Origin of the sequence: Microbacterium sp. KRD172 (assembly GCF_017168295.1) — a bacterium.
In the GTDB taxonomy this organism is placed as follows: domain Bacteria; phylum Actinomycetota; class Actinomycetes; order Actinomycetales; family Microbacteriaceae; genus Microbacterium; species Microbacterium profundi.
Genome location: NZ_JABFAS010000002.1, coordinates 1,870,337 through 1,893,063, shown reverse-complemented (window position 1 = coordinate 1,893,063; position 22,727 = coordinate 1,870,337). Strand labels below are relative to the sequence as shown.

Genomic DNA, 22,727 nt, shown 5'->3' with positions numbered 1-22,727 from the left:
AGATGGGCTCCCGGTCACCCGAGAAGTCCCGCCCGAGCGCGTTCTGGCCGCTCGCGGCTGTCGTGGTGCCCGCTGTCGGCTACCTGGCGAGGATCGAGATCCTGGGCAAGGAGAAGCTGCCCGTCCAGGGCGCATTCGTGCTGGCACCGAATCACTACTCAGAGTTCGATCCGCTCATCGTCGCGGTGGCGGTGTGGCGCCTCAGGCGTGCGCCGCGCTTCATGGCGAAGGAGAGCCTGTTCCGCGCTCCGGTCCTGGGCTGGCTGATGCGCAAGACAGGGATGGTCCCGGTCGCCAGGGCGACCTCCGCGGCCGCCGCGAAGCAGACGATAGAGCAGTCGCGGACCCTCGTGAAGAACGAGCGCGGTGTGATCGTCTACCCGGAGGGCACCCTCACACGCGACCCCGACCTCTGGCCGATGCGGGGGAAGCCCGGCGCCGTGCGCCTTGCGCTCGCGGGCGGCATCCCGCTCATCCCGGTCGCGCAGTGGGGTACGCAGCACGTCATGGGGCGCTATCAGAAGGGGCTGAGCCTCTGGCCGCCGCGCAAGCGCGTCCAGGTGCTGATCGGCGACCCGGTCGACATCTCCGACCTCACCGGTCGAGCCGGAGAGCAGTCGGCGCTCAACGAGGCCACCAATCGACTCATGAACGCCATCACCGCGCTGCTCGAGGAGCTGCGTGACGAGAAGGCGCCCGCGACCCGCTGGAACCCGTCCGATCACGGGCAGAAGGAGACCGGTCGCCTTGACTCGTAAGAACGCCTCGGCCTCGGGGCCGCGCGTCACCGTGATCGGATCCGGCAGTTGGGGAACCACCTTCGGCAAGATCCTCGCCGACGGCGGCGCCCAGGTCACCATGTGGGCCCGCCGGCCGGAGCAGGCTCTCGAGATCTCCGAAGGCAAGCGCAACTCGAAGTACCTCTCCGGCATCAACCTCCCGCGCAGCATGACTGCCACGCACGACCTGTCGACGGCGCTTGCCGGTGCGGATCAGGTGTATCTGTCGGTGCCCAGCCAGTCGCTGCGTGAGAACCTCAAGGCACTGCGCCCGCTGCTCGACGGTCGAGAACTGCCGATCATCAGCCTGATGAAGGGCGTCGAGCGATCGAGCGGCCTGCGCATGAGCCAGGTGATAGAGCAGGAGCTGCGCTGCGACCCCGCGCAGATCGCTGTGGCCTCCGGACCGAACCTCGCGCTCGAGATCGCGCGCGAACAGCCCACTGCGGCCGTGATCGCCTCGCTCAGCCAGGAGACCGCGGAGACCGTCGCCCGGGCGGCCCGCAACTCCTACTTCCGCACGTTCGTGAACACCGACGTGATCGGCACCGAGTTCGGCGGCGTGCTGAAGAACCTGATCGCCGTCGCGATCGGCATCGTCGACGGCGTCGGCTACGGAGAGAACACGAAGGCCTCGATCATCACCCGTGGTCTGGTCGAGATGACCGACTTCGCCGTGGCGAACGGCGCCCAGCCCGAGACGCTGCAGGGCCTTGCCGGTCTCGGCGACCTGATCGCGACATGCCAGTCGCCGCTGAGCCGCAACAACACGGCCGGCAGGCTGCTCGGCCAGGGGTACAGCTACCAGGACGTTGTCAAGCAGATGAACCAGACCGCCGAAGGTCTGGCATCCGTCGCTCCGATCCTGCAGTTGGCCCGCGAATCCGGTGTGCACATGCCCATCGTCGAGCAGGTGAAGATGGTGCTCGACGGAACGATGAATCCGCGTGACATCGCGCCGCACCTGACGACCGACGACGACACTCCCCAGGAGGAGAGAACCAATCATGGACAAGCAGACGGTGGTGGTGCTCTTCGGAGGGCGTTCCAGCGAGCATTCCATCAGTTCCGCGACCGCGGGCGGGGTGCTGCGCGCGATTGATCGCGAGCGCTACGAGGTGATCCCGGTGGGGATCACTCGTGAGGGCGCGTTCGTCCTGGAAGAGGACCGGCCGGACAAGTTCGCTCTGGATGCTGCGCGCCTCCCGGAGGTCGATGACAACGGCACGCGCGTGCTGTGGCCGGAGCCCGGTGGAGACCGGACGCTGCGGGTCACGCGGGCTGACGGCTCGGTCACGGGCCTGGGCGAGATCGATGTGGTGCTGCCGCTCCTGCACGGGCTGCACGGCGAAGACGGAGCGATTCAGGGGTTCTTCGACGTACTGGAGGTGCCTTACGCGGGCTGCGGAATCCTCGACTCGGCGATCTGCCTGGACAAGCACTTCACGAAGCTCGCGCTGTCCGCCGCCGGGATCGCCGTGTCGCCGGGCATCACGATCCGCCGTGCGCAGTGGGAAGCTGACGCCTCACGGCTTCGCAGCGACATCGCAGCCCTGGGCTCGGTCGTGTTCGTCAAGCCCGCCAGCGCCGGTTCCAGTGTCGGCGTATCGCGAGTCGTCGACGGCGACGGGCTGGACGAGGCGATGCGCATCGCCTTCGCCGAGGACGAGAAGGTGCTCGTGGAGTCGAAGGTGGACGGTCGCGAGATCGAGGTCGGCGTGCTCGCCGGTCGTGCCGGCGAGGGAGCACGGGCGTCGCTTCCGGGCGAGGTCGTTCTCACATCGCGCAGCTTCTACGACTTCGAGGGAAAGTACCTCGGCGGCGACGGCGTGGACATCGTATGCCCGGCTGATGTCGATGACGCGCTCATCCGACGACTGCGCGAGGTCGCTCTGCGCGCATTCGAGGCGGTCGATGGCAAGGGCTTGGCGAGGGTGGACTTCTTCGTCACGCCCGAAGGCGAACTCGTCGTGAACGAGCTCAACACGATGCCGGGCTTCACGCCGATCTCGATGTTCCCGAAGTGCTGGGTCGCATCGGGCCTGAGCTACAGCGACCTCATCACCGAACTCGTCGAGGTCGGCATGCAGCGCTGAGACTCAGCCGAGTTCCAGGAGTTCCTGCGCGTCTTCGTCGAGTTCATCCGGTGCAGGGCAATTTCCGTCGGCGGGGATCGTGGTGATCGCCGCGACCAGGGTGCGGGTGCTGATGACGTCGTTCGAGCTGACTGCTCCGGTGTCGATGTACAGCTGAACCGCCGGGTCACGGCCGTAAGTGGTGAGACGCAGCAACGGCGTCTCCGACGCGTCTACGAGCCAGTCGACGCCCTCGAGCGTCACGCACTGCAGGGCGCTCGTCGGAGCGGGTACGGCCACGCCGCATCTCAGGATGATCGCGGATGCTGCGCCCTCGTCGCCCCACGCACCTGTGGCCTGCGCATCCGTCCAGCGACGATCCTTGTCGGCGAGGTTCCCGACATTCTGCAGGCCTACGGAGACCTCGGCGCACAGCGGGTTGTTCGCGTCGTCCGCCGGCTCGATGTGCACCGTGGTCGCGCACCCGCCGAGCAGGGCCGCACCGAGGACGACGACGACGGCTGCGGCAAGACGACGAGACATGATTCCAGGCTACCTTTGACACCATGCCTTCCCGTTCAGCAGACGATGATCCGCGCCTCGGGGACGTGTCGGAAGGCACGATCCTGCGCGCCATCCTCGCTCGCACCGCTCCCTCCTCGCACACGATCCTCGGGCCGGGTGACGATGCTGCGGTGATCAGAACGCCGTCGGGCTCGGTCGTCGCAACGACTGACACGCTGGTGCACGGACCGGATTTCCGACTCGCCTGGTCGGGTGGCTACGACCTCGGGTGGAAGTCGGCGGCCGTGAACCTGGCCGACATCGCGGCGATGGGCGCGCGCCCGACGGCTCTGCTCGTGGCGCTGGCCGTGCCGCGCGATCTGCGCCTGTCGTTCGTGGAGCGGCTCGCGGACGGACTCCGCGAGGCCTGCGAGGCTCTGGCGCCGGGTTGCGCAGTCGTCGGGGGAGATCTGACGGTGTCCGATGTGCTCACCGTCGCAGTCACCGCGCTCGGTGATCTGGAGGGCCGGGATGCCGTCACCAGGGCCGGTGCGCGCCCGGGTGATGTCGTGGCGGTGGCAGGTGAGCTCGGGCATGCCGCGCACGGACTCGCCGTGCTCTTCGGCCGATTCCGTGACGGCGACACCCCAGTGGCCGTCGACCCCGCTCGACTCGAGACGGGCGAACGCGCGGCACTGGCCGCTCAGTTGCGCCCTGCACCGCCGATCGGGCTCGGGGTGATGGCGTCCGTCGCCGGTGCGACCTCGATGATGGACATCTCGGACGGCCTCGCCCTGGACGCCGGGCGCCTCGCCACCGCATCCGACGTCACCCTTGAGCTCTCCCGCGCATCACTCGGCGACAATCCGGAACGCGCGCTGGCCGGCGGCGAGGATCATGCCCTGCTCGCCACCTTCCCACCCGACGTTCTGCCGTCCGGCTTCCGCGTCATCGGCACTGTGCGTGCGCGTGGCAAGGACGGCGTGCTGGTCGACGGCGCGGCGGTGTCGATCGACGGATGGGATCCCTACCGCGACTGGGATTCGACTGCCGGCTGAGCCCACCAGAGCACTGTGTCTCCGTAGGTCTTCTCGCGGAACACCTCGAGTCCGGCGGCGCCGACGTCGGGCGGCGTCGAACGGCGTGCGCGCTCGATGACCACCACCGCATCGTCGGAGAGCAGCGGAGCCAGCGCGATCAGATCGGCGGTCATCGCCTCATCGTCCACGTCATAGGGCGGATCGGTGAAGACCAGGTCGTACGGACCTGTCGCGCGTCTGAGGAATGCCAGGACCGCGCTTTCATGCACGCGCGCCGTGGCATCGGTCATCGACCGAACGACCGTGCCGATGTTGCGGCGCACGATCGCGGCTGCCGGTCGGGAGCGCTCGACGAGATCGACGCTCCTGGCACCTCGGCTCAGCGCTTCGAGACCCAGTGCGCCGGAGCCCGCATACAGATCCAGCACTCTGGAGCCGACGATGGCGTCGGAGGACTCCAAAGCTCCGAAGAGGGATTCGCGGACGCGATCGCTGGTGGGGCGCGTGCCGCTGCCCGGCACGTCCAGGCGCAGTCCGCGTGCCTTGCCGGCGATGATCCTCGTCACCCGAACAGCCTATGGCTGTCTGCGGTGTTCTCTAGACTTCAGACATGGTCTTCTCCCTCGACACGAGTCTCGCCGAGGCGATCGGCCCGGCTACGGCGAAGAAGGTTGAGCGGGCGTTCGGCATGACGACGGTCGGGGAGATGCTGGCGCACTATCCGCGCCGTTATGCGGACCCAGCCGAGCTCACGCCCATCCGGGATCTGCCAGTGGGCGAGACGGTGACCATCGTCGCCGAGGTGCTCTCATCGTCGGCGCGTGAGATGCGCAATCGCAACGGCGCCATGACCGACGTGATCATCGGCGATGAGCACGGTCGTGTCTCGCTGACGTTCTTCGCGAAGAACATCAAGCAGGCACGATGGCGTGCGAATGAGATGCGACCCGGCCGGCGCGGTGTGTTCTCCGGCAAAGTCGGCATGTACAACGACACCACCCAGTTCGCCCATCCGCAGGTCGAGCTCTTCGACGACGAGGAGAGCGCTCAGGCCCGTGCTGATGATCGTGCGCACCGGCCGATCCCGATCTATCCGGCGACCTCGGCGGTCTCCAGCCAACAGTTCCGCGAACTGGTCGAGAGGGTGCTGCCCGACGTCGGCGACGTGCCGGATCCGCTGCCGGACGAGATCCGGGTGCGCGAGGGGCTGCTCGAGGCGCGCGCGGCTCTGGTGCAACTGCACCGCCCGCAGGCGCGCAACGACGTCGATCCCGCGGTTCGCACTCTTCGCATGCACGAGGCTCTCGTGCTGCAGACCGCGCTGCTGCAGCAGCGCGCCGCCGTGCGGTCGCTGAACGCCACGCCACGTCAGGCGAAGCCGGGCGGGCTGCTCGAGCGCTTCGACGCCATGTTGCCGTACACTCTCACAGCCGACCAGCAGAGCGTCGGCGACCAGATCGCGACGGACCTCACCGGGGCCTGGCCCATGAACCGGCTGGTGCAGGGCGAGGTCGGATCTGGAAAGACGCTCGTCGCACTTCGCGCCATGCTGCAGGTCGCCGAGTCCGGCGGGCAGGCCGCGCTGATCGCGCCGACCGAGGTACTCGCATCCCAGCATCTGCGATCGATCACGAAGATGCTCGGACCCGATCTCGCACCGCTGCTCATGCCCACGCTGCTCACAGGGCAGATGTCGGCACCGGCACGCCGTAAGGCCGCACTGAGGGTCGCTGCCGGTCAGGCGTTGATCGTCGTCGGCACGCACGCGCTGCTGGGAGAGAAGACGACCTTCGCCGATCTCGGTCTCGTCGTCGTGGACGAACAGCACCGCTTCGGTGTCGAACAGCGTGAAGCGCTGCGCGCGAAGGGTTCCAGCCCGCACGCACTGGTGCTCACGGCGACTCCGATTCCCCGCACCGTGGCGATGACCGTGTTCGGTGACCTCGACACGTCCGTCATCCGCACCATGCCCGCTGGCCGCGCCGGTATCGAGTCCTTCGTCGCGCCGCTGGCGGAGCACCCCGACTGGTTCCGTCGTGTGTGGGACAGGGCTGCGGAGGAGATCGCGCAGAAACGGCAGGTGTTCGCCGTCTGCGCGGCGATCGACACCACGAAGAAGGCGGCCGGTGAGGAAGACCAGGCCGCTCTCGTGCCCACGGAGGAGGGCGCCTCGGGCCCGCGTTGGGGTGTCGTGCAGCTGGATGCCGCTCTCGAGACGCATCCGACCGTCGGCACGCTCCGACGTGCCGTGCTGCACGGGAAGATGCCGTCGGAGACGAAGGATGCCGTGATGCAGGCCTTCGCACGCGGCGAGATCGACCTGCTGATCGCGACGACCGTGATCGAGGTCGGCGTCGATGTTCCGAACGCCTCGACGATGATCGTGCTCGACGCCGACCGGTTCGGCGTCTCGCAACTGCACCAGCTACGAGGGCGAGTCGGTCGAGGCGAGGTTCCAGGGCTGTGCCTGCTCGTCACCGAGGCGGAGGCCGGCTCGCTTGCCCGCGAGCGCATCGATGCGGTGGCCGCGACTCTCGACGGCTTCGCCCTTGCGGAGGTCGATCTCGAGCTGCGCGGGGAGGGCGACGTGCTCGGCTCGACGCAGTCGGGGGTGAGGTCATCGCTCAAGCTGCTGCGGGTGGTCAAGGACTCGAAGCTGATCGCACGCGCGCGGGAGCTGGCGGAGGGCATCCTCGACGCCGACCCGCAGCTCGCGGCGCACGCAGGTCTTCGCGAGGTGATCGCCAGACGCGTGACAGAGGACGACAGGGCCGCTCTCGCGAAGAACTGAAATCGCGGCGTGCCATAGGCTGGTGGCATGCGATGCATTGAGCGATCGAAGGAGTCGAAATGAGCAGCCGGATCGCCGTCGTCCCAGGTTCATTCGACCCGCCCACCCTCGGTCACCTCGATGTGATCCGCCGGGCGGCGAAGCTGTACGACGAGCTGCACGTTCTGATCGTGCACAACCCCGGCAAAGAGGCGATGCTGCCGATCTCCCAGCGGCTTTCGCTGCTCGAGCAGTCCATCGCGGAAGACGGCATGGGCGGCAATATCGTCATCGGATCTTGGAGTATGGGACTTCTGGTCGACTACGCCCGCGACGTCGGGGCCGGGGTGCTCGTGAAGGGCATCCGCTCGCAGATCGACGTGGCCTACGAATCGCCGATGGCGATCGTGAACCGTCACCTCGCCGACATCGAGACGGTGTTCCTGCTGCCCGATCCGTCGCACGCGATGGTCTCGAGTTCGCTCGTGCGCCAGGTCGCAGGTCTGGGCGGCGACATCTCGCCGTTCGTGCCCCGCGCTGTCGCCGCTCTCCTCGACACCGGAGCACGCGGTCTCTGACGCGCGGCCCCTTTCTCAGCATCCGCGGGTAGCATGAAAGCGTGAAGACCCGACTGAACGGCCCATTCGTGGTGCCCGTACGCGACATCGTCCGACACCCCGGCGAGATGCGGGAGCACCAGTTCTCCGTCACCCTGAAGGAGCAGTGGGGTGAAGGCATCGTCTCCTACGAAGCCGGCTCCGAGATCGACGTCGACGTGCGTCTCGAGTCTGTCCACGAGGGCATTCTCGCGTCCGGAACAGTGGATGCCGACTACAAGGGCGTCTGCGGAAGATGCCTGAAAGACATCGCTGAGCCTGTCGAAGTCGAGTTCCAGGAGCTTTTCGCGTATCCTGGTGATGAGGAAACTGACTTCGAGGTTCAAGACGACCACGTGGATCTTGAAACTCTTGTCAGGGAAGCGGCAGTATTGTCACTTCCATTTCAGCCGGTGTGTCAGCCGGATTGCCCGGGGCTCGACCCGAACACGGGTGAGCGACTGACCGAAAGCACCGGGGCGGAGACAGACGCTCCCATCGATCCTCGGTGGAGTGCGCTCCAACAGATCACAGACCAGGGGAACGCGGCAGAGAGCCGTGGGCCCGAGAATACAGAAGAGAGTTAGCCATGGCTGGTAACCCCCCGAAGCGCAAGGTATCCCGTTCCAACACCCGCTCGCGTCGCGCGCAGTGGAAGGCAGCGCCCATCGCGCTCGTCAAGACCGTCGAGAACGGCAAGACCGTCTACAGCCGCCCGCACCAGGCGAAGGTCGTCACCGACTCGCAGGGTACCGAGCTGTTCATGGAGTATAAGGGCCGCAAGGTCGCTGACGTCTGAATCACGTTCTCGCGATCGTGACAGGGGTCCCAGGGGGGACGGCACCTCTCGCCGAGAAGCTCAGGGTCGATATCGACCCTGAGCTGCTTGCGTTGGCGTTGACCCATCGCTCGTATGCGTACGAGCATGGGGCGATCCCGCATAACGAGCGGCTCGAGTTCCTCGGTGATTCGGTGCTGGGACAGGCGGTGACGGTCATGCTGTTCACGACGCACCCGACTCTCGACGAAGGTCAGCTCGCCAAGCGGCGGGCGAGCGTGGTCTCCACGGTCGCCCTCGCAGAGGTCGCCCGTGGCATCGGCCTTGGGGAGCATCTTCTTCTCGGCCGGGGCGAGGAGCAGACCGGCGGCCGCGACAAGGATTCGATCCTCGCCGACACCATGGAGGCCGTCTTCGGCGCCACCTACCTCTCGGCAGGACCCGAGGCTGCGACTGAACTGGTGCTGAGGCTCACGGAGCCGCTGCTCGACGATCCTGAGCGGTACGGCGCGGCGATGGATCCCAAGACGAGCCTGCAGGAGCTCGCCGCACGCCTCGGCGCGACGCCGCCGAGTTATTCGGTGACCTCCAGCGGGCCCGATCACGACCGACGGTTCATCGCCACTGTGCAGGTGGGCGATGTGAGCATGACCGGCGACGGCACCAGCAAGAAGACCGCCGAGATGGCTGCCGCGCTCAGCGCCTGGCGATTCCTCAGCGAGAGTGCCTGAGCTTCCTGAAGTCGAGGTCGTGCGCGCCGGCCTCGCGCCCGCCGTCATCGGCGCGACGATCATCAGCGCGTCGGTGTTCGACGAACGCGCGCTGACGCGGCATCCTGCCGGCGCCGCAGACTTCGTCGCGAGGCTCGAGGGAGCGATCGTCTCAGGTGCCTCGCGCCGGGGCAAGTTCCTCTGGCTGCCGCTCGGCGGCTCGGCGGCGCTGACCGCGCACCTCGGGATGAGTGGGCAGCTTCTGCTGCGCACTCCGGATGCACCGGCCGAGCGCCACGAGCGCGTCCGCATCGGCATCCGGCATCCGCGCCACGGCGAACTCGCCGTCGTGTTCGCCGACCAGCGCACCTTCGGATCGCTCGCCGTCGATGCACTCGTCGCCGACGGGACGGATCTGATCCCTTCGCAGGTGCAGCACATCGCCAGAGACCCGATGGACCCCGCGTTCGATGACGCGGTGTTCATCGCCGCCGTGCGTCGGCGCGCGAGCGCGATCAAGCGCATCCTCCTCGATCAGACCCTGATCAGCGGGGTCGGCAACATCTATGCCGATGAGGCGCTGTGGGCCGCCCGCATCCATCCGGAATCCCACGGCCGCGCGCTGTCGGTCCAGGCCGTGCGCCGACTTCTCTCCGAGGTCCGTCTGGTGCTGGAGAAGGCGCTGGCCGAGGGCGGCACGAGCTTCGACGCGCAATACGTCAACGTCAACGGTCAGGCCGGTTACTTCGCCCACTCGCTCAACGCCTACGGCCGGGGTGGGCAGCCCTGCCCGCGCTGCGGCGGCGAGATCGTGCGCGAGGCATTCATGAATCGTTCGAGCCACTACTGCCCGCGGTGCCAGCGTCGCTCGCGTAGCGTGTACGGATGAAGTGGATCCTCTACGACATCGGCGGCGTCATCGAGATCGTCGACGATCACTCCTGGCCGGCCGAGCTGCGAGCCATGTGGAGCGCGCGATCCGGGTTGACCCCCGAGGAGTATGACGCGAAGCTGTCCGCCGCTGATCTGCCGGACACCACCCTCAACGAGGGCGTCCTCGAAGAGTATTGGCGCGGCGTCGCCGAAGCGCTGAGCCTCGACGATGCGGCGATCGAGTCGATGCGGGTGGAACTGTGGGACGCCTACTGCGGTGAGGAGAACTCCGAACTGCTCGACCATGCCCGGTCTCTGCGCGGCCGCTGCGGCCTGGCGATCCTCTCGAACTCCGGAGACGGAGCGCGCGAGGAGGAAGAGCGCCGCTTCGGGCTCTCCGCCGTCTTCGACCCGATCTGCTACAGCCACGAGCAGGGCGTGCTCAAGCCCGACGCTCGTGCATTCGAGCGGGCGCTCGAGCGGATGAAGACCACCGCCGACCGGGTGTTGTTCATCGACGACAACGCTCCGAATATCGACGCGGCCGAAGCCCTCGGCATCCGCGCCGTGCTGCACTGCGACAACACAGCGACCATCGACGCGATCGAGAGGTTCCTCGCCGACTGAACCCTGGCATCCTCAGGCGGGCTGAAACGCCGTGCTCAGCAGGGGCCGCGTCACGCGCACTCCCAGCCAGACGAGGGCGATCCCCAGCGCTACCACCGCGGCGATCGTCACGAGCGACAGCGGCGCGACGACCACTGCGATGCCGACGAGCGGGAACACCAGCACGGCCGCGCACAGCGCGGAGCCGACAGCAGTGAACAGCAGCGGGGACATGATGGCGCGGGTGCGCGCGGCATCGACGGTCTCCACCGGCACTCCGAGGAAATGCAGGCTGCGATGCAGTTCGCGCTGATCCAGGATGCTGGACGCCTGGTTCACGCCGATCGAGACGGCGACCATCAGGAACGAGGCCACCAGCGTGATGATCAGGCCGGTGCGGATGTCGACGGCCAACGTCAGATTCTCCGTCGATTCCGTCGCGCTCATCGTGTTCATGAGGGCGACGCCCGTTCCGGCGAACACAGCCATGAAACTCGCCATCGCGATGCCGCTCACCTGGCGCCATGCGGCCTTGGGGGACTCGAGCACCAGACGCGCGGAGAGCAGTCGTGACGGATGTTCGGCACGGCGCAGGCCGCGCTGGGCGTGGACCTTCAACGCCCACGGGCCGACGAGGTTCAGCACTGCGAGAGCCACGGCGAACATCCCGGCGAGCACAGCGATCGTCATGACGAGACCCGCCGTACCGGGGAAGACCTGTACGAACACGAACGCGCCGGCGATGACGAGCCCGGCCAGTACAGCGCGCACCCAGTGCACTCGTGGCACGGATGTGCGCATGCGCACGCCCAAGGGTGAGATGACGACCTGCCGGAGGCCGACGACGGCGCTGATGCCGGCGAGCAGGACGACACCGGCGCCGACCGCCAGAATGCCGATCGGCGGGAGCAGGATCGCCGCTGCCCCGAGGATCTCACCTCGGAACGGGATGAGGCCGACCAGCGGAACCAGTGCGAGGTAGCCGAGCACGCCGACGAGGGATCCGACGGCGGCGACGATCGTCGATTCGAGCACAGTCGCGCCGGTGACACCGGCGGGAGAGACCCCGAGCAACCGCAACGTCGACAATCGTTCGTCACGTCTTCTCGCCGAGAGTCGCGCGGCTGCGCCGCCGAGAGTGGCCAGCGGCACGACCAGCAGCACGAGTGCGATCGCGGCGAGCGCCTGATAGAGCCCGGCATCCGGGTCTGTCCAGCTCCAGAACTTCTGCGCGCCGCCGACCACGGTGAGTACGAGCGCCGTCACCATCGCGAACGCGGTGGCGGGCAGCGCCAGCGTGCTGCCCTGCCCGGGCGCAGGCCGCAGCAGGAGTGCGAGCACGCGGGCGTTCATGCGGTCACCCCCGTGTTGACGATCTCTGTGCCGATGACATGGCCATCCCGCACGTGCACCGTGCGTGAGCACCGTGCGGCGACCTCGCTGTCGTGGGTGACGACGAGCAACGTCCGGCCCTGACCGGTCGTCGACCACAGCAGCGCATCCATCACGTCATTCGAGGTCTGAGAGTCGAGCGCTCCGGTGGGCTCGTCTGCGAACACGAGTTCTGCGCCGGTGACCTGAGCGCGGGCGATGGCGACACGTTGCGCCTGCCCGCCGGAAAGCTCCCCGATGCGGCGCTCCTCCATCCCCGCCAGCCCGAGCGACGCCATCCAGCCCGCTGCGTGTTCGAGCGCGACGCGACGGGACGTGCCGTTGATCATGAGCGCGAGCGCGATGTTCTCGATCGCGGTGAGCTCCGGGATGAGCAATCCCTGCTGGAAGACGAAGCCGAACGACTCTCGGCGAAGCTTGGATCGCTCGCGTTCGTTCCTCGTGGTGATGTCGACGGGCGCGCCATGCGCTGGGGCGTAGTGCACGCTCCCGGCGTCAGGCGCGGTGATGCCGGCGAGTACGTGCAGGAGCGTCGTCTTGCCCGAACCGGACGCACCCATGATGGCGACGGATTCACCGCGCCCGACGATCAGATCGACCCCGGCAAGGGCCGTGGTGGTACCGAACGTCTTGGTCAGCGACTGAGCATGGAGGACGGGAGTGTTCATGTCTCAAGCCTCGCCGCCGTCGTCGCGGCCGTCGTCGGCCTGTGGGAGGAACTGGGCCGGCGGAAGATACATCTGGGGGATGATCCTCAGCCGGCCCGGCTGCTCAGGCGAGCTTCTTCTGCCAGCCGCCCGCAAACGAGGCCGGAACGAAGCCGATGGCCTCGTTGATGTCGAGCATCGGGCGGTTCTCCTCGGCATTGAACGTCGAGATCTTCGGCGAATCCGGGGCGATCTCGCGCCAGCGCAGCAGATTCGCGCACTTCACGATCGTGCCGAGCCGCTTGCCACGGTGCTCCTTCACCACGAGGGTGCCGAACTGATGGGTGACGCCGGTGCGGTCCGATCCGATCACCAGTTCGTTGAACGCCACCAGCGTTCCGGTCGAGACATGCTCGACCGCTGCGACGGAGAGCAGCTGGCCGCCGTCGGCGATGTTCTTGTCGTGGCGTACGACGCGATCGGCGTCCCACACCTCCGCGTCGATGTCGAGATCCCCGCTGGGCACGTCGGTGGCCATCCTCGAGATCACGTCGGCGTATCCGGCGCGCAGATGCTCAGGCGTCGGCAGGGTCCACGACACGACGCGGTAGTCGTCGCCCGCGAATGCCTTGGCCGCGCGCAGCTTCTCCTCGGCCAGCGTCAGCGGTCCATCCAGCGGGAGGATGCTGTTGCGCTCCACCTGCTCGAGCACGTAGTCGTTCGCGGTGAGGAGGTCGCTCAAGGCCGTGGCGGCGACTGACCCCCACCCCGTGGCGGGGGTCAGCATCCGTTCGTTCGACGTGGCCGGATGCAGGGTCCACGACTGCACACTCGTGCGGCCGAGGTCGCGTGCAACCCGTTCGACGCGTTCCAGGAGAGCCTGTTCCACTCCCACGCCCCAGCATGCGGACTCCACCATGATTCCCATCTCCGCCGAGGTCGCCTCCGCGTCGTTGGCAGTGGACAGATAGGCGGCGCCGACGATGTCACCGTCTCGGTGTGCGATGAATCCGCGCTGGCTTCGATCCGTCTGATCGCGCCATGACGGCAGCATCTCCTCGGCCGTCTCGACGAGATCGTCGATGCCGGCATCCTCCTCGGCCTGTCGGTTGCCGATCGCCACCATCGCGTGGAATCCGGCGGCGTCGGGAGAATCGAGTCGCTCGGGCACGACGAGGTCGGTGATCGTGATCTCGCTCATGTCAGTTCCTTCTTCCAGACGCCCTCGTAGGCGATCGGGGTGAATCCGATCGCCTCGTTGATGTCGAGCATGGGGCGGTTCTCTTCCGCGTTGTAGGTGATCACGCCCGGTGATTGCGGATGCTGCTCGTGCCAGCCGAGCAGCCCTGCTGCTTTCACGAGCATTCCGAGCCGATGCCCGCGATGATCGGCGAGTACGAGCGTGTCGTACTGGTGCGTGACGTCGCTCGGGTCCGACCGGCGGATCGCGAGTTCGTTGAAGGCACAAAGCTCGCCGGTGGTGATGTGCTGCGCGGCAGTCACCTGCAACGCGAATCCCTTCGCAGCCTGTCGTCGTTCGAGTTCTCGCACGCGGTCGGCATCCCAGATCTCCTCCGGAATGCCCAGATCCGCATCAGGAACATCCGTCGACATGCGCGATTTCATCCATGCGTAGCCGTCGACGTATTCGACGGGCGTCGGGAGCATCCACTGGACGACGCGATAGTCCCGAGCGTGAGACTGCGCGGTTTCGAGCGCGTTCTCGAGAACAGATGTCGAATCACCGTCCCACGTCAGCGTGCTCGCGCGCTCGATCTGCTCGAGGACGAAGCCGTGGCGTTCCAGGAATCGTGCTGCCCCGTCACGGGGGATGGTGCCGAAGCCGGTGGGAGCGGCAAGAACGTCGTCGGCGCCTGCGCGATGCTCAACCCAGCAGAGGAGTGCTCGTGCGCCTGCCGCGCGCGTCTCGGATTCCAGGTGGCGCAGGGCCGCGGTACCGATGCCGCGCCCGCTGTGCGCGTGCAGAAGCGCAATGACGCCGATCGCGGTGTCGGCGTCGGCGTCCTGCAGCATGTCCACGGCCATGCAGCCGACCATCTCGCCGAACTCCTCGATGTACCACTGCCGCTTCTGCGATGCGCGTGAGCTGTACAGCACCGGCAGCAGCTCCTCAGCGGTGAGGACATCATCGTCGCGGCCGGTCGTCTCACGTATGGACGTATTGCGCACGTCCGCGTAGGTGCGGATCACATCGGACGGCACTGCATCCGCCCGTGCGGGAAGCACGAGCGGATGCAGCGTCGCGGTATCTGTCAGTCGGATGTTCATGTCGTTTCTCCTGATGTGCTGATCGAGATCAGCGCAGATGACGCTGCATCTGGTAGGCGAGCATCGTCAGAGACTCACGCTCGGTGGCGTGCTTGGTCTCGAACATCCGCATGACTTCTTCGTTGGTCATCGTGCGGGTTGTCGCCCTGCGCGGACGCTGGGTCCTCAGCAGCAGCCAGAGGCCGAGGCGGAGGGAGAGCCGGTCCGAGAGCGCGAGCTCGGTCCGGTCGGACGGCAGCCTGACTTCGAGGGTCTCCTGGTCCTCGGGACATGGTGGGTGGGCAGTGCTGCGAAGCAGCGTGTTGTTACTCACGAGAGGTCTCGTTTCCTGTCGATTTCCTGTGGGGTGTCCGCCGACGTCGATGCGTCGGGGGCGCGAGAGGCGAGCGGTCTCGGAAGGGGAGACGTCGCCAGGGAAGGCAGAGGTCGAGAACATCGACCGATGCGTGACGGCGGTGCATGACCGACGTGTCAGCGGCGGGAACCGGCGGAGAAGGCCCACTCGGGGCCGGTGATCTCAGGCTGCGGTTCTACGACAGCTCATTGCGGAGGGCGTCAAACGAAGAGGACGGCTGATCCGCGATATGCGTCGCGCCGAGCGTGAAGCCGGCTGCGGTGTTATGCGTGGTGATCATGAGCGTCCTCCTTTCGTGAGCTTTCCGGTTTGCCAAGTTACTGGGCGAATGGTGTGAACGTCAAGCATCGATGCTGTCACCGGCGTGTCGCCGCGCGCTTCGATCGACCGGTGCACCGCGCGGGATGTCGGAATTCACCCGGCGTTTCGGTAGCGTTGAGGCGTGATTCTCCCCGGACGAGCGGTGCCCGCATGCATCTGAAGAGCCTGACCCTCAAGGGCTTCAAATCGTTCGCGCAGCCCACGAGCTTCGTGTTCGAACCCGGCGTCACGTGCATCGTCGGACCCAACGGCTCCGGCAAATCGAATGTCGTCGATGGGCTCGCGTGGGTGATGGGGGAGCAGGGCGCGAAGACGTTGCGCGGCGGCAAGATGGAAGACGTCATCTTCGCGGGAACGTCCACGCGCGGACCGCTTGGTCGTGCGGAGGTGCAGCTGACGATCGACAACAGCGACGGTGCTCTGCCGATCGAGTTCGCTGAGGTCACGATCAGCCGCACGCTGTTCCGCAACGGCTCCAGCGAGTATGCGATCAACGGTTCGGGTTGCCGGCTGCTCGATGTGCAGGAGCTGCTCAGCGACTCAGGCCTCGGCCGCGAGATGCACGTCATCGTCGGGCAGGGACGACTGGATACCGTGCTCCAAGCGTCACCGGAGGATCGCCGCGGATTCATCGAGGAGGCCGCCGGCATCCTCAAGCATCGCCGGCGCAAGGAGAAGACGCTCCGCAAGCTCGACGCGATGGAGAGCAACCTCACGCGTCTCAGCGATCTTGCCGGCGAGATCCGACGTCAGCTCAAGCCGCTCGGCAGACAGGCCGAGATCGCCCGTGAGGCGCAGACCATCGCGGCCGTCGTGCGCGATGCCAAGGCACGCATCTTCGCCGACGACGTCGTCGCCCTGCGCACGGCACTCGCCGACCACACACGCACCGAGCAGGAGCGTCATACCGAGCGTCTGGTGCTCACGGACCAGGCCGACACTGTGCGGGCGGGTATCGCGAGGCTCGAAGCGGATCAGAACTCTGCCGGCGTCGACGAGGCGCGCCGGGTGGCGTTCGGACTCGAGCAGGCGCAGGAACGCATGCGCTCGCTCTACACGCTGGCGAATCAGCGCCTCGCGCTGCTCGGCTCGGAGGAGGACGACGCGGCCGTGACCTCGGTGACGATCACCCAGTCGACGATCGACGAGGCCAGGGAAGAGATCACGACGATCTCTGCCGGACTCGGCGATGCTCAGGATGCCGCGGTCGCGGCGAGCCGCGAGGTCGTCGACGCGCGTGCAGAGCTCGACACGCTCGATGTCGACATCGCCGAGCAGAGCGCACTCGTCTCGCAGCACGACATGCGTTTGACTGCGTTGCGCGGAACGGCCGAGGCCGCGGCATCCGCTCTCGCCGCAGTGCGCGGCGCTGTGCTGCGTCAGGAGACGGCGCTCGAGGCCGCGAACGAACGGCGACGCGAAGCTGCCGAGGCACTCGAGCAGATCGACGACGCGGAAGCGCCGGAAGGCACCGCCGCTGAACACGCCTCGGCGTATGAGACGGCGCAACGTGAGGCGACGGCCGCCGAGACCGAGCTCGAGGGGCTGCGAGAGCGGCTGCACTCCGTGGAGCGCGAAGCGGAGTCGTTGACGGCGAAAGCGTCGGCGCTGAGCAGTGCTCTGGCACTTTCAGGCGGAGCCGCTGAGGTCGTGAAGGCCGGTGGCGCCGGCGTCAGAGGGCTCGTCGGCGATGCCGTGCAGGTCACCGCAGGGTACGAGGCCGCGATCGCCGCTGTGCTCGGGCCGCTCGCGGAAGGCGTGCTGGTCGACGACGCTGATGCGGCATTCACGTTGGCCGAGGAGTCGGCGCAGCAGCAGCGGGGCATCATCGACTTCGTCCTGGCAGTCGCACTCCGACCGGCGATCGACCTTCCGGCGATCGACGGCGTGACACCCGCGACCGACGTCGTGACCGCACCGGATGGCGTGCTCGGCGTGCTCTCGCACGTGCTCGTCGCGGAGGATCGCTCTGCCGCCCGCAGCGCGCGTGCCGCCCTGGACGCACTCGGCGACACCGTCGTGACGATCGTCACGACGGGCGGGGACGTGGTCACTGCGCAGACGCTGCGCACGGGCTCCGGCGGCGAGCGATCGCGGCTCGAGCTCACCGCTGAGCGCGACGCGGCCAGAGAACGTCTCGACGAGGTGCGCGTGATCGTGGATTCGCTGCGCGAAGCGCGTGAAGACGCATCTGAGCGCGTCGACGTCACCCGCCGTCAGGCCAAGGAGTCGTTGCAGGCGCTGCGCGAGCACGATGCCGCGTTGGCGACGCACGCCGAGCAGCTGAACCGCGTCACCGTCCGACACGAATCGGCCGTGGCCGAGTGCGAGCGGCTCGAAGCCGGTGCCGCACAGGCGCAGGCCGCGGTGGCAGACGCCGAAGTGGCAGCGGCGGCAGCAACGGCGGCACTCGAGGAGGCCCAGTCGGCGCCTCGCCCCGTACTGGATGCGTCGGCACGTGACGGGTTGCTCGAGGCATTGGAGAGTGCGCGCGAGGGTGAAGTACGTGCACGCTTGGAGATCGAGACCCTGCGAGAGCGCGTCCGGGCCGCGCAGGCCAGGGTCGCGAGTCTCGAGCGCCAGCGCGAGCAGGAACGGGATGCCGCTGCAGAGGCGGCTCGCCGGGCGGTGATCCGGCGTGCGCAGCGCGAAGCGGCAGCTGCTGTCGCTGCGGAGCTGCCGCGCATCCTCGACTCGCTCGACCGCTCGGTCACGGAAGCGCGCGTCGGTCTCACTGAGGCGGAGAACGCCAGATCGGCTCAGAACGAGGAGCTCACTGCGCTCCGGGTGCAGGAGAGTTCGCTGCGCGAGCGGCTCTCAGGGCTCACCGAGAGCGTGCACGGGCTCGAACTGCAGATCCACGAGAAGAAGCTGCATCTGACGAGCCTGCTGGAGCGCGTGGCATCCGAACTGGCACTCGAAGAAGATATTCTCGTTGCGGAATATGGCCCGGATCAGCCGGTGCCGCGTGATCCGCTGGCTGAGGCGGACCCCGAGGCGATGGACGACATCGACCCGACGGCCATCCCTTACGACCGGCGGATGCAGGAGCGTCGTCTGGCCGAGTCCGAGCGAAAGCTCACGCAGTTGGGCCGTGTGAATCCGCTCGCGCTGGAGGAGTTCGCAGCGCTCGAGCAGCGGCACGCATTCCTCACGGAGCAGCTCGCCGATCTCACCCAGACACGGCAGGATCTGCTCACGATCATCGCGGATCTTGATGAGCGGATGCAGACGATCTTCGCCAGCGCGTTCGAAGACACGCAGCGCGCTTTCGGCGAGGTCTTCCCGCTGCTGTTCCCCGGCGGCTCAGGCAGCATCTCGCTCACAGATCCGGAGAACATGCTCACGACCGGCATCGAGGTGTCGGTGCGACCAGTGGGAAAGAAGATCGAGCGGCTCTCGCTGCTCTCGGGCGGCGAGCGGTCCTTGGCGGCCGTCGCACTCCTGGTGGCGATCTTCAAGGCCAGGCCGAGCCCGTTCTACATCCTCGACGAGGTGGAAGCCGCGCTCGACGACGCCAACCTCGGCCGGCTGCTGACCGTGTTCGAGCAGCTCCGTGAGAGCTCACAGCTGCTGATCATCACCCATCAGAAGCGCACGATGGAGATCGCGGATGCCCTGTACGGCGTCTCGATGCGCCAGGACGGCGTCTCGGCAGTGGTCGGCCAGCGCGTGGGGGACAGGGCCGCTGCGGCGAGCTGAAGCTGCCAGCATCCGCCGGCCTGTTCCGAATCTCAGACGCCCCGCGAATCTCACGGCGTGTCGCGGCGCATCTGGCTGTCGACACGCCGTCCGCTCCTATCCCGTCTGGGATCTGGGACATCAAAGCGCCATCGAGCGCGGAGCTGCTGCATCCCGCGATGCTACCGGCATCGTAGGCTGGACGCATGGCGGAGAAGTCCTGGTCCCTCGGCCGCGCGCTGCGCGGGATGTTCGTCAAGCCCACGATCGATGAGACGACCTGGGAAGACCTCGAGACCGCGCTGATCACTGCAGACTTCGGCCCCGACATCTCGGAGCGGATCGTCGACGAGCTGCGCGAGAAGGTCGATCGCTACCGCACCACCGATCCTCAGGACCTGCAGCGCATGCTGCGCGAGACGCTCGAGGAGCACTTCGCGAAGTTCGACACGACCCTCAAGCTCACCGAGCGTCCAGCGGTCGTGCTCGTCGTCGGAGTGAACGGCGTCGGCAAGACGACGACGATCGGCAAGTTCACCAAGTTCCTGCGCGGTTACCAGCGCAGCGTGGTCGTCGGCGCCGCCGACACGTTCCGTGCGGCCGCCGTCGATCAGCTCGCGACGTGGGCTCAGCGCGGGGGAGCGGCGATCGTCCGCCCGCAGCAGGAAGGCCAGGATCCGGCATCCGTCGCCTATCAGACCATCGAGTACGCCCAGCGCGAAGGCATCGAGATCGCGATCATCGACACCGCGGGTCGCCTGCACACCAAGGGCGGGCTCATGGATGAGCTGTCGAAGATTCGCCGTGTGATCGAGAAGCAGGCGCCGATCAGTGAGGTTCTCCTCGTGCTCGACGCGACCACGGGACAGAATGGCGTCATGCAGGCTGAGGCCTTCCTCGAGCACGCCGGTGTCACCGGTCTCGTGCTCACGAAGCTCGACGGTTCGGCCAAGGGCGGCTTCGTGCTCGCGGTGCAGGAGCGCACCGGCATCCCCGTGAAACTGCTCGGTCAGGGTGAGGGAATCGACGACCTCACCGGCTTCACGCCGCACGTCTTCGTCGCATCCCTTGTCGGGCAGTGATGGGACTGGTTTCATAGCGTTATGGCGATCGAACACGACTACTTCGGCCTCCTGTCCTCGGGGCCGGACGGATCGATCTTCTGGTCCGAGACGGTGGAGTTGGGCGACCAGGCGGTGACGGTCGACCTCACCGCGCCTGATCAGGATGACGTCTCTGCAGACGCGCTCGACATCGCCGCCGCGCTCATCTCCGGGCTCGAGCAGGTGGATGGCGCCGCGCGCCGCGGCATGCTCGCCGAGGTCGACGACCGTGCGAGCGAGGTGACCGAGTACATCCTGCAGCAGCAGGAGGCTTACGGCGACGAACTCGAAGACGTGCTCGTCGACGTCAGCGCGGATCCGGCGGTCGACATCATCCGCTCGATGCGTCTCATGAGCATGACGATCCTCGCGGACGAGCACGGCGGGTCAGAGCCGTTCGCGGTTCTGGAGTATGCACTCGACCCGGACAACACCGATGACGTGCTCCTGGTGAACCTGTCTTCTGACGGCTCAGTGCAGTCGGTCATGAGCGGCGACTGAGGTCAGCCGCCGCTCGTCGCGTAGCGTTCAGACCGCCTGCGCGAACCCGAGGTCCGCGCTGTCAGCGATGTGCGATAGGTGCGGCGGGATCTCGCGTCCCTTCGAGAGCATGGACTGCGCCCACAGGCGGCCCGCACGGTAAGACGAGCGCACGAGGGGACCGGCGAGGACGCCGAGGAAGCCGATTCGCTCAGCCTCTTCCTTGAACTCCACGAACTCGGCGGGCTTCACCCAGCGCGCGACCGGCAGATGACGGGGAGTCGGGCGGAGGTACTGCGTGATCGTGATGATGTCGCAGCCTGCGTCGTGCAGATCCTGAAGGGCCTGCACGACCTCTTCCGGTGATTCACCCATGCCGAGGATGAGGTTCGACTTCGTGATGAGACCGGCATCCCGAGCCTGGGTGAGCACTCCGAGCGAGCGTTCGTAGCGGAAGGCCGGCCGGATGCGCTTGAAGATGCGCGGCACCGTTTCGACGTTGTGCGCGAACACCTCCGGACGGGCGTCGAAGATCTGACCGAGATATGCCGGGTCGCCGTTGTGGTCGTTCGCGAGCAGTTCGACACCGGTGTTGGGATTCTCGGCGTGGATCCGACGCACCGTCTCGGCGTTGAGCCAGGCGCCGGTGTCGGGGAGATCATCTCTGGCGACGCTCGTGACCGTGGCGTAGCGCAACCCCATCCGGGTCACGCTCTCGGCGACGCGGCGCGGCTCGTCGGTGTCGTAGTCGGCGGGCTTGCCCGTGTCGATCTGGCAGAAGTCGCAGCGTCTGGTGCACTGTGAGCCGCCGATGAGGAACGTCGCCTCGCGATCCTCCCAGCACTCGAAGATGTTCGGGCAGCCGGCCTCCTGGCAGACGGTGTGCAGACCCTCCTCTTTGACCAGCGAGTGCAGCGCGGTGTACTCCGGTCCCATCTTCGCCTTGGTCTTGATCCACTCCGGCTTGCGCTCGATCGGCGTCTCCGCGTTGCGGATCTCCAGCCGGAGGAGTTTGCGTCCTTCAGGAGCGGCGGCGCTCATGCGGGTACTCCTTCGTACTCAGCATCCGAGTACTCAGCATCCGAGTATTCACCGACGAAGGCTTCCGCGACCGCGTCCACGATGTCGGCGGGGGACACGTCGCGCCCGAGCACCTCACTGACCGTCGTGACTCCGGCATCGGTGATGCCGCACGGGATGATGCCGCGGAAGCCTGCGAGCGTGTTGTCGCAGTTGATCGCGAAGCCGTGCATCGTGACACCCTGCTGCACGCGCACGCCGATCGCCGCCACCTTGTCCTCGGAGAGCGGACGCCGCACCCACACACCGCTGCGCCCTTCGACCTGATATCCATCGACGCCGAACGGACGCAGGATGTCGATCAGTAGTCGCTCGAGGCGACGCACGTGCGCGACGACGTCCATGGGCTCTGGCAAGCGCACGATCGGGTATCCGACGAGTTGGCCGGGCCCGTGCCAGGTGATCTTGCCGCCGCGGTCGACATCGACCACAGGGGTGCCGTCCTGTGGGCGCTCCTGCGGCTCGGTGCGCTTTCCTGCGGTGTACACGGCCTCGTGCTCCAGAAGGATCAGCGTGTCGGGGCGAGTGCCGTCTGTGACATCGTGATGGATGCTGCGCTGCAGCTCCCAGCCGTCGAGATAGGGGACGTATGCCGGTGCGAGACCGGGCGTGAGGATGTCGAGCATGTTCGCCTTTCATCTATTGTTG

23 protein-coding genes are annotated in these 22,727 nt (G+C 67.1%); 14 read left to right on the top strand and 9 right to left on the bottom strand.

Annotated features, from left to right (window positions below; translation table 11 throughout):
• The first annotated feature begins 2 nt into the window (after window positions 1-2).
• Genes J1M43_RS09535 through J1M43_RS09525 form a run of 3 tightly spaced genes read left to right on the top strand, consistent with a single transcriptional unit; the run spans window position 3 to window position 2,875 of the window.
• Window positions 3-758: a 1-acyl-sn-glycerol-3-phosphate acyltransferase gene (locus tag J1M43_RS09535; RefSeq protein ID WP_206476550.1), complete on the top strand. Its 756-nt coding sequence runs from the start codon at window positions 3-5 to the stop codon at window positions 756-758.
• The gene (locus J1M43_RS09530) at window positions 748-1,881 is read left to right on the top strand and encodes an NAD(P)H-dependent glycerol-3-phosphate dehydrogenase (RefSeq protein ID WP_206476549.1); all 1,134 of its coding nucleotides are present in this window, start codon (window positions 748-750) and stop codon (window positions 1,879-1,881) included. Before J1M43_RS09535 ends, J1M43_RS09530 begins: the two co-directional genes overlap by 11 nt.
• Window positions 1,787-2,875 carry a D-alanine--D-alanine ligase family protein gene (locus tag J1M43_RS09525; protein ID WP_206476548.1) on the top strand — a complete coding sequence of 363 codons (1,089 nt, stop codon included), beginning with the start codon at window positions 1,787-1,789 and terminating at the stop codon, window positions 2,873-2,875. Before J1M43_RS09530 ends, J1M43_RS09525 begins: the two co-directional genes overlap by 95 nt.
• Before the next feature lie 3 nt (window positions 2,876-2,878).
• On the opposite strand, the gene J1M43_RS09520 is transcribed toward J1M43_RS09525, so the two are convergent.
• Window positions 2,879-3,397: a DUF3515 family protein gene (locus J1M43_RS09520; RefSeq protein ID WP_033104545.1), complete on the bottom strand. Its 519-nt coding sequence runs from the start codon at window positions 3,395-3,397 to the stop codon at window positions 2,879-2,881.
• A gap of 23 nt (window positions 3,398-3,420) precedes the next feature.
• On the opposite strand from J1M43_RS09520, the gene thiL reads away from it, so the two are divergent.
• On the top strand, window positions 3,421-4,416 hold the full coding sequence (thiL, locus tag J1M43_RS09515) for a thiamine-phosphate kinase (RefSeq protein WP_033104544.1): 996 nt from the start codon (window positions 3,421-3,423) through the stop codon (window positions 4,414-4,416).
• Here the strand turns inward: thiL and rsmD are convergent.
• Window positions 4,386-4,964 (bottom strand): 16S rRNA (guanine(966)-N(2))-methyltransferase RsmD, encoded by a 579-nt coding sequence (gene rsmD / locus J1M43_RS09510; RefSeq protein ID WP_033104543.1) that lies wholly within the window; start codon window positions 4,962-4,964, stop codon window positions 4,386-4,388. The genes thiL and rsmD overlap by 31 nt on opposite strands.
• 44 nt (window positions 4,965-5,008) lie before the next feature.
• On the opposite strand from rsmD, the gene J1M43_RS09505 reads away from it, so the two are divergent.
• From J1M43_RS09505 to J1M43_RS09475, 7 genes are all read left to right on the top strand, one after another.
• Window positions 5,009-7,189, top strand: coding sequence for an ATP-dependent DNA helicase RecG (locus J1M43_RS09505; protein ID WP_206476547.1), 2,181 nt, complete (start codon window positions 5,009-5,011; stop codon window positions 7,187-7,189).
• Between the two features lie 59 nt (window positions 7,190-7,248).
• Window positions 7,249-7,746, top strand: a complete 498-nt coding sequence (gene coaD / locus J1M43_RS09500) for a pantetheine-phosphate adenylyltransferase (protein WP_033104541.1) — start codon at window positions 7,249-7,251, stop codon at window positions 7,744-7,746.
• A 107-nt stretch (window positions 7,747-7,853) separates the two neighbouring features.
• On the top strand, window positions 7,854-8,351 hold the full coding sequence (locus J1M43_RS09495; protein ID WP_235272301.1) for a DUF177 domain-containing protein: 498 nt from the start codon (window positions 7,854-7,856) through the stop codon (window positions 8,349-8,351).
• A 2-nt stretch (window positions 8,352-8,353) separates the two neighbouring features.
• Entirely contained in the window at window positions 8,354-8,563 is a 210-nt protein-coding gene (rpmF, locus tag J1M43_RS09490) for a 50S ribosomal protein L32 (RefSeq protein ID WP_033104540.1), read from the top strand.
• A gap of 17 nt (window positions 8,564-8,580) precedes the next feature.
• On the top strand, window positions 8,581-9,273 hold the full coding sequence (gene rnc / locus J1M43_RS09485) for a ribonuclease III (RefSeq protein ID WP_206476546.1): 693 nt from the start codon (window positions 8,581-8,583) through the stop codon (window positions 9,271-9,273).
• A complete protein-coding gene (gene mutM / locus J1M43_RS09480; protein ID WP_033104538.1) occupies window positions 9,266-10,141 on the top strand; it encodes a bifunctional DNA-formamidopyrimidine glycosylase/DNA-(apurinic or apyrimidinic site) lyase in 876 nt (291 codons plus the stop codon). Before rnc ends, mutM begins: the two co-directional genes overlap by 8 nt.
• Window positions 10,138-10,752 (top strand): HAD family hydrolase, encoded by a 615-nt coding sequence (locus J1M43_RS09475; protein ID WP_052166639.1) that lies wholly within the window; start codon window positions 10,138-10,140, stop codon window positions 10,750-10,752. Before mutM ends, J1M43_RS09475 begins: the two co-directional genes overlap by 4 nt.
• Before the next feature lie 12 nt (window positions 10,753-10,764).
• On the opposite strand, the gene J1M43_RS09470 is transcribed toward J1M43_RS09475, so the two are convergent.
• The 5 genes from J1M43_RS09470 to J1M43_RS09450 form a co-directional block, all read right to left on the bottom strand.
• Window positions 10,765-12,084, bottom strand: coding sequence for an FtsX-like permease family protein (locus tag J1M43_RS09470; RefSeq protein ID WP_052166638.1), 1,320 nt, complete (start codon window positions 12,082-12,084; stop codon window positions 10,765-10,767).
• Entirely contained in the window at window positions 12,081-12,791 is a 711-nt protein-coding gene (locus J1M43_RS09465; protein WP_033104537.1) for an ABC transporter ATP-binding protein, read from the bottom strand. Before J1M43_RS09465 ends, J1M43_RS09470 begins: the two co-directional genes overlap by 4 nt.
• Window positions 12,792-12,894: 103 nt before the next feature.
• Window positions 12,895-13,971 carry a GNAT family N-acetyltransferase gene (locus tag J1M43_RS09460; RefSeq protein WP_033104536.1) on the bottom strand — a complete coding sequence of 359 codons (1,077 nt, stop codon included), beginning with the start codon at window positions 13,969-13,971 and terminating at the stop codon, window positions 12,895-12,897.
• On the bottom strand, window positions 13,968-15,059 hold the full coding sequence (locus J1M43_RS09455; RefSeq protein WP_052166637.1) for a GNAT family N-acetyltransferase: 1,092 nt from the start codon (window positions 15,057-15,059) through the stop codon (window positions 13,968-13,970). Before J1M43_RS09455 ends, J1M43_RS09460 begins: the two co-directional genes overlap by 4 nt.
• Window positions 15,060-15,087: 28 nt before the next feature.
• Entirely contained in the window at window positions 15,088-15,372 is a 285-nt protein-coding gene (locus J1M43_RS09450) for a hypothetical protein (protein ID WP_033104535.1), read from the bottom strand.
• A 513-nt stretch (window positions 15,373-15,885) separates the two neighbouring features.
• Between J1M43_RS09450 and smc the strand changes: the two genes are divergently transcribed.
• The 3 genes from smc (at window position 15,886) to J1M43_RS09435 (ending at window position 21,020) form a co-directional block, all read left to right on the top strand.
• Window positions 15,886-19,437 (top strand): chromosome segregation protein SMC, encoded by a 3,552-nt coding sequence (smc, locus tag J1M43_RS09445; RefSeq protein ID WP_206476545.1) that lies wholly within the window; start codon window positions 15,886-15,888, stop codon window positions 19,435-19,437.
• 185 nt (window positions 19,438-19,622) lie between these two features.
• Entirely contained in the window at window positions 19,623-20,498 is an 876-nt protein-coding gene (gene ftsY, locus J1M43_RS09440; RefSeq protein WP_033104533.1) for a signal recognition particle-docking protein FtsY, read from the top strand.
• Window positions 20,499-20,519: 21 nt separating this feature from the next.
• Window positions 20,520-21,020, top strand: a complete 501-nt coding sequence (locus J1M43_RS09435; protein ID WP_033104532.1) for a DUF2004 domain-containing protein — start codon at window positions 20,520-20,522, stop codon at window positions 21,018-21,020.
• Between the two features lie 27 nt (window positions 21,021-21,047).
• On the opposite strand, the gene lipA is transcribed toward J1M43_RS09435, so the two are convergent.
• A complete protein-coding gene (gene lipA / locus J1M43_RS09430) occupies window positions 21,048-22,040 on the bottom strand; it encodes a lipoyl synthase (RefSeq protein WP_206476544.1) in 993 nt (330 codons plus the stop codon).
• Complete coding sequence (lipB, locus tag J1M43_RS09425) at window positions 22,037-22,705, bottom strand: lipoyl(octanoyl) transferase LipB (RefSeq protein WP_033104530.1); 669 nt, start codon at window positions 22,703-22,705, stop codon at window positions 22,037-22,039. Before lipB ends, lipA begins: the two co-directional genes overlap by 4 nt.
• Window positions 22,706-22,727: the final 22 nt, after the last annotated feature.

What these genes read in the sequence shown, in the direction of transcription:
- J1M43_RS09525 (WP_206476548.1), top strand. Translation starts at nt 1,787, where the DNA reads ATGGACAAGCAGACGGTGGTGGTGCTCTTCGGAGGGCGTTCCAGCGAG.
- J1M43_RS09475 (WP_052166639.1), top strand. Translation starts at nt 10,138, where the DNA reads ATGAAGTGGATCCTCTACGACATCGGCGGCGTCATCGAGATCGTCGAC.
- J1M43_RS09455 (WP_052166637.1), bottom strand. Translation starts at nt 15,059, where the DNA reads ATGAACATCCGACTGACAGATACCGCGACGCTGCATCCGCTCGTGCTT.
- J1M43_RS09495 (WP_235272301.1), top strand. Translation starts at nt 7,854, where the DNA reads ATGCGGGAGCACCAGTTCTCCGTCACCCTGAAGGAGCAGTGGGGTGAA.
- J1M43_RS09435 (WP_033104532.1), top strand. Translation starts at nt 20,520, where the DNA reads ATGGCGATCGAACACGACTACTTCGGCCTCCTGTCCTCGGGGCCGGAC.
- ftsY (WP_033104533.1), top strand. Translation starts at nt 19,623, where the DNA reads ATGGCGGAGAAGTCCTGGTCCCTCGGCCGCGCGCTGCGCGGGATGTTC.
- J1M43_RS09465 (WP_033104537.1), bottom strand. Translation starts at nt 12,791, where the DNA reads ATGAACACTCCCGTCCTCCATGCTCAGTCGCTGACCAAGACGTTCGGT.
- lipA (WP_206476544.1), bottom strand. Translation starts at nt 22,040, where the DNA reads ATGAGCGCCGCCGCTCCTGAAGGACGCAAACTCCTCCGGCTGGAGATC.
- smc (WP_206476545.1), top strand. Translation starts at nt 15,886, where the DNA reads ATGCATCTGAAGAGCCTGACCCTCAAGGGCTTCAAATCGTTCGCGCAG.
- lipB (WP_033104530.1), bottom strand. Translation starts at nt 22,705, where the DNA reads ATGCTCGACATCCTCACGCCCGGTCTCGCACCGGCATACGTCCCCTAT.
- thiL (WP_033104544.1), top strand. Translation starts at nt 3,421, where the DNA reads ATGCCTTCCCGTTCAGCAGACGATGATCCGCGCCTCGGGGACGTGTCG.
- J1M43_RS09535 (WP_206476550.1), top strand. Translation starts at nt 3, where the DNA reads ATGGGCTCCCGGTCACCCGAGAAGTCCCGCCCGAGCGCGTTCTGGCCG.
- J1M43_RS09460 (WP_033104536.1), bottom strand. Translation starts at nt 13,971, where the DNA reads ATGAGCGAGATCACGATCACCGACCTCGTCGTGCCCGAGCGACTCGAT.
- J1M43_RS09520 (WP_033104545.1), bottom strand. Translation starts at nt 3,397, where the DNA reads ATGTCTCGTCGTCTTGCCGCAGCCGTCGTCGTCGTCCTCGGTGCGGCC.
- J1M43_RS09470 (WP_052166638.1), bottom strand. Translation starts at nt 12,084, where the DNA reads ATGAACGCCCGCGTGCTCGCACTCCTGCTGCGGCCTGCGCCCGGGCAG.
- rpmF (WP_033104540.1), top strand. Translation starts at nt 8,354, where the DNA reads ATGGCTGGTAACCCCCCGAAGCGCAAGGTATCCCGTTCCAACACCCGC.
- coaD (WP_033104541.1), top strand. Translation starts at nt 7,249, where the DNA reads ATGAGCAGCCGGATCGCCGTCGTCCCAGGTTCATTCGACCCGCCCACC.
- J1M43_RS09505 (WP_206476547.1), top strand. Translation starts at nt 5,009, where the DNA reads ATGGTCTTCTCCCTCGACACGAGTCTCGCCGAGGCGATCGGCCCGGCT.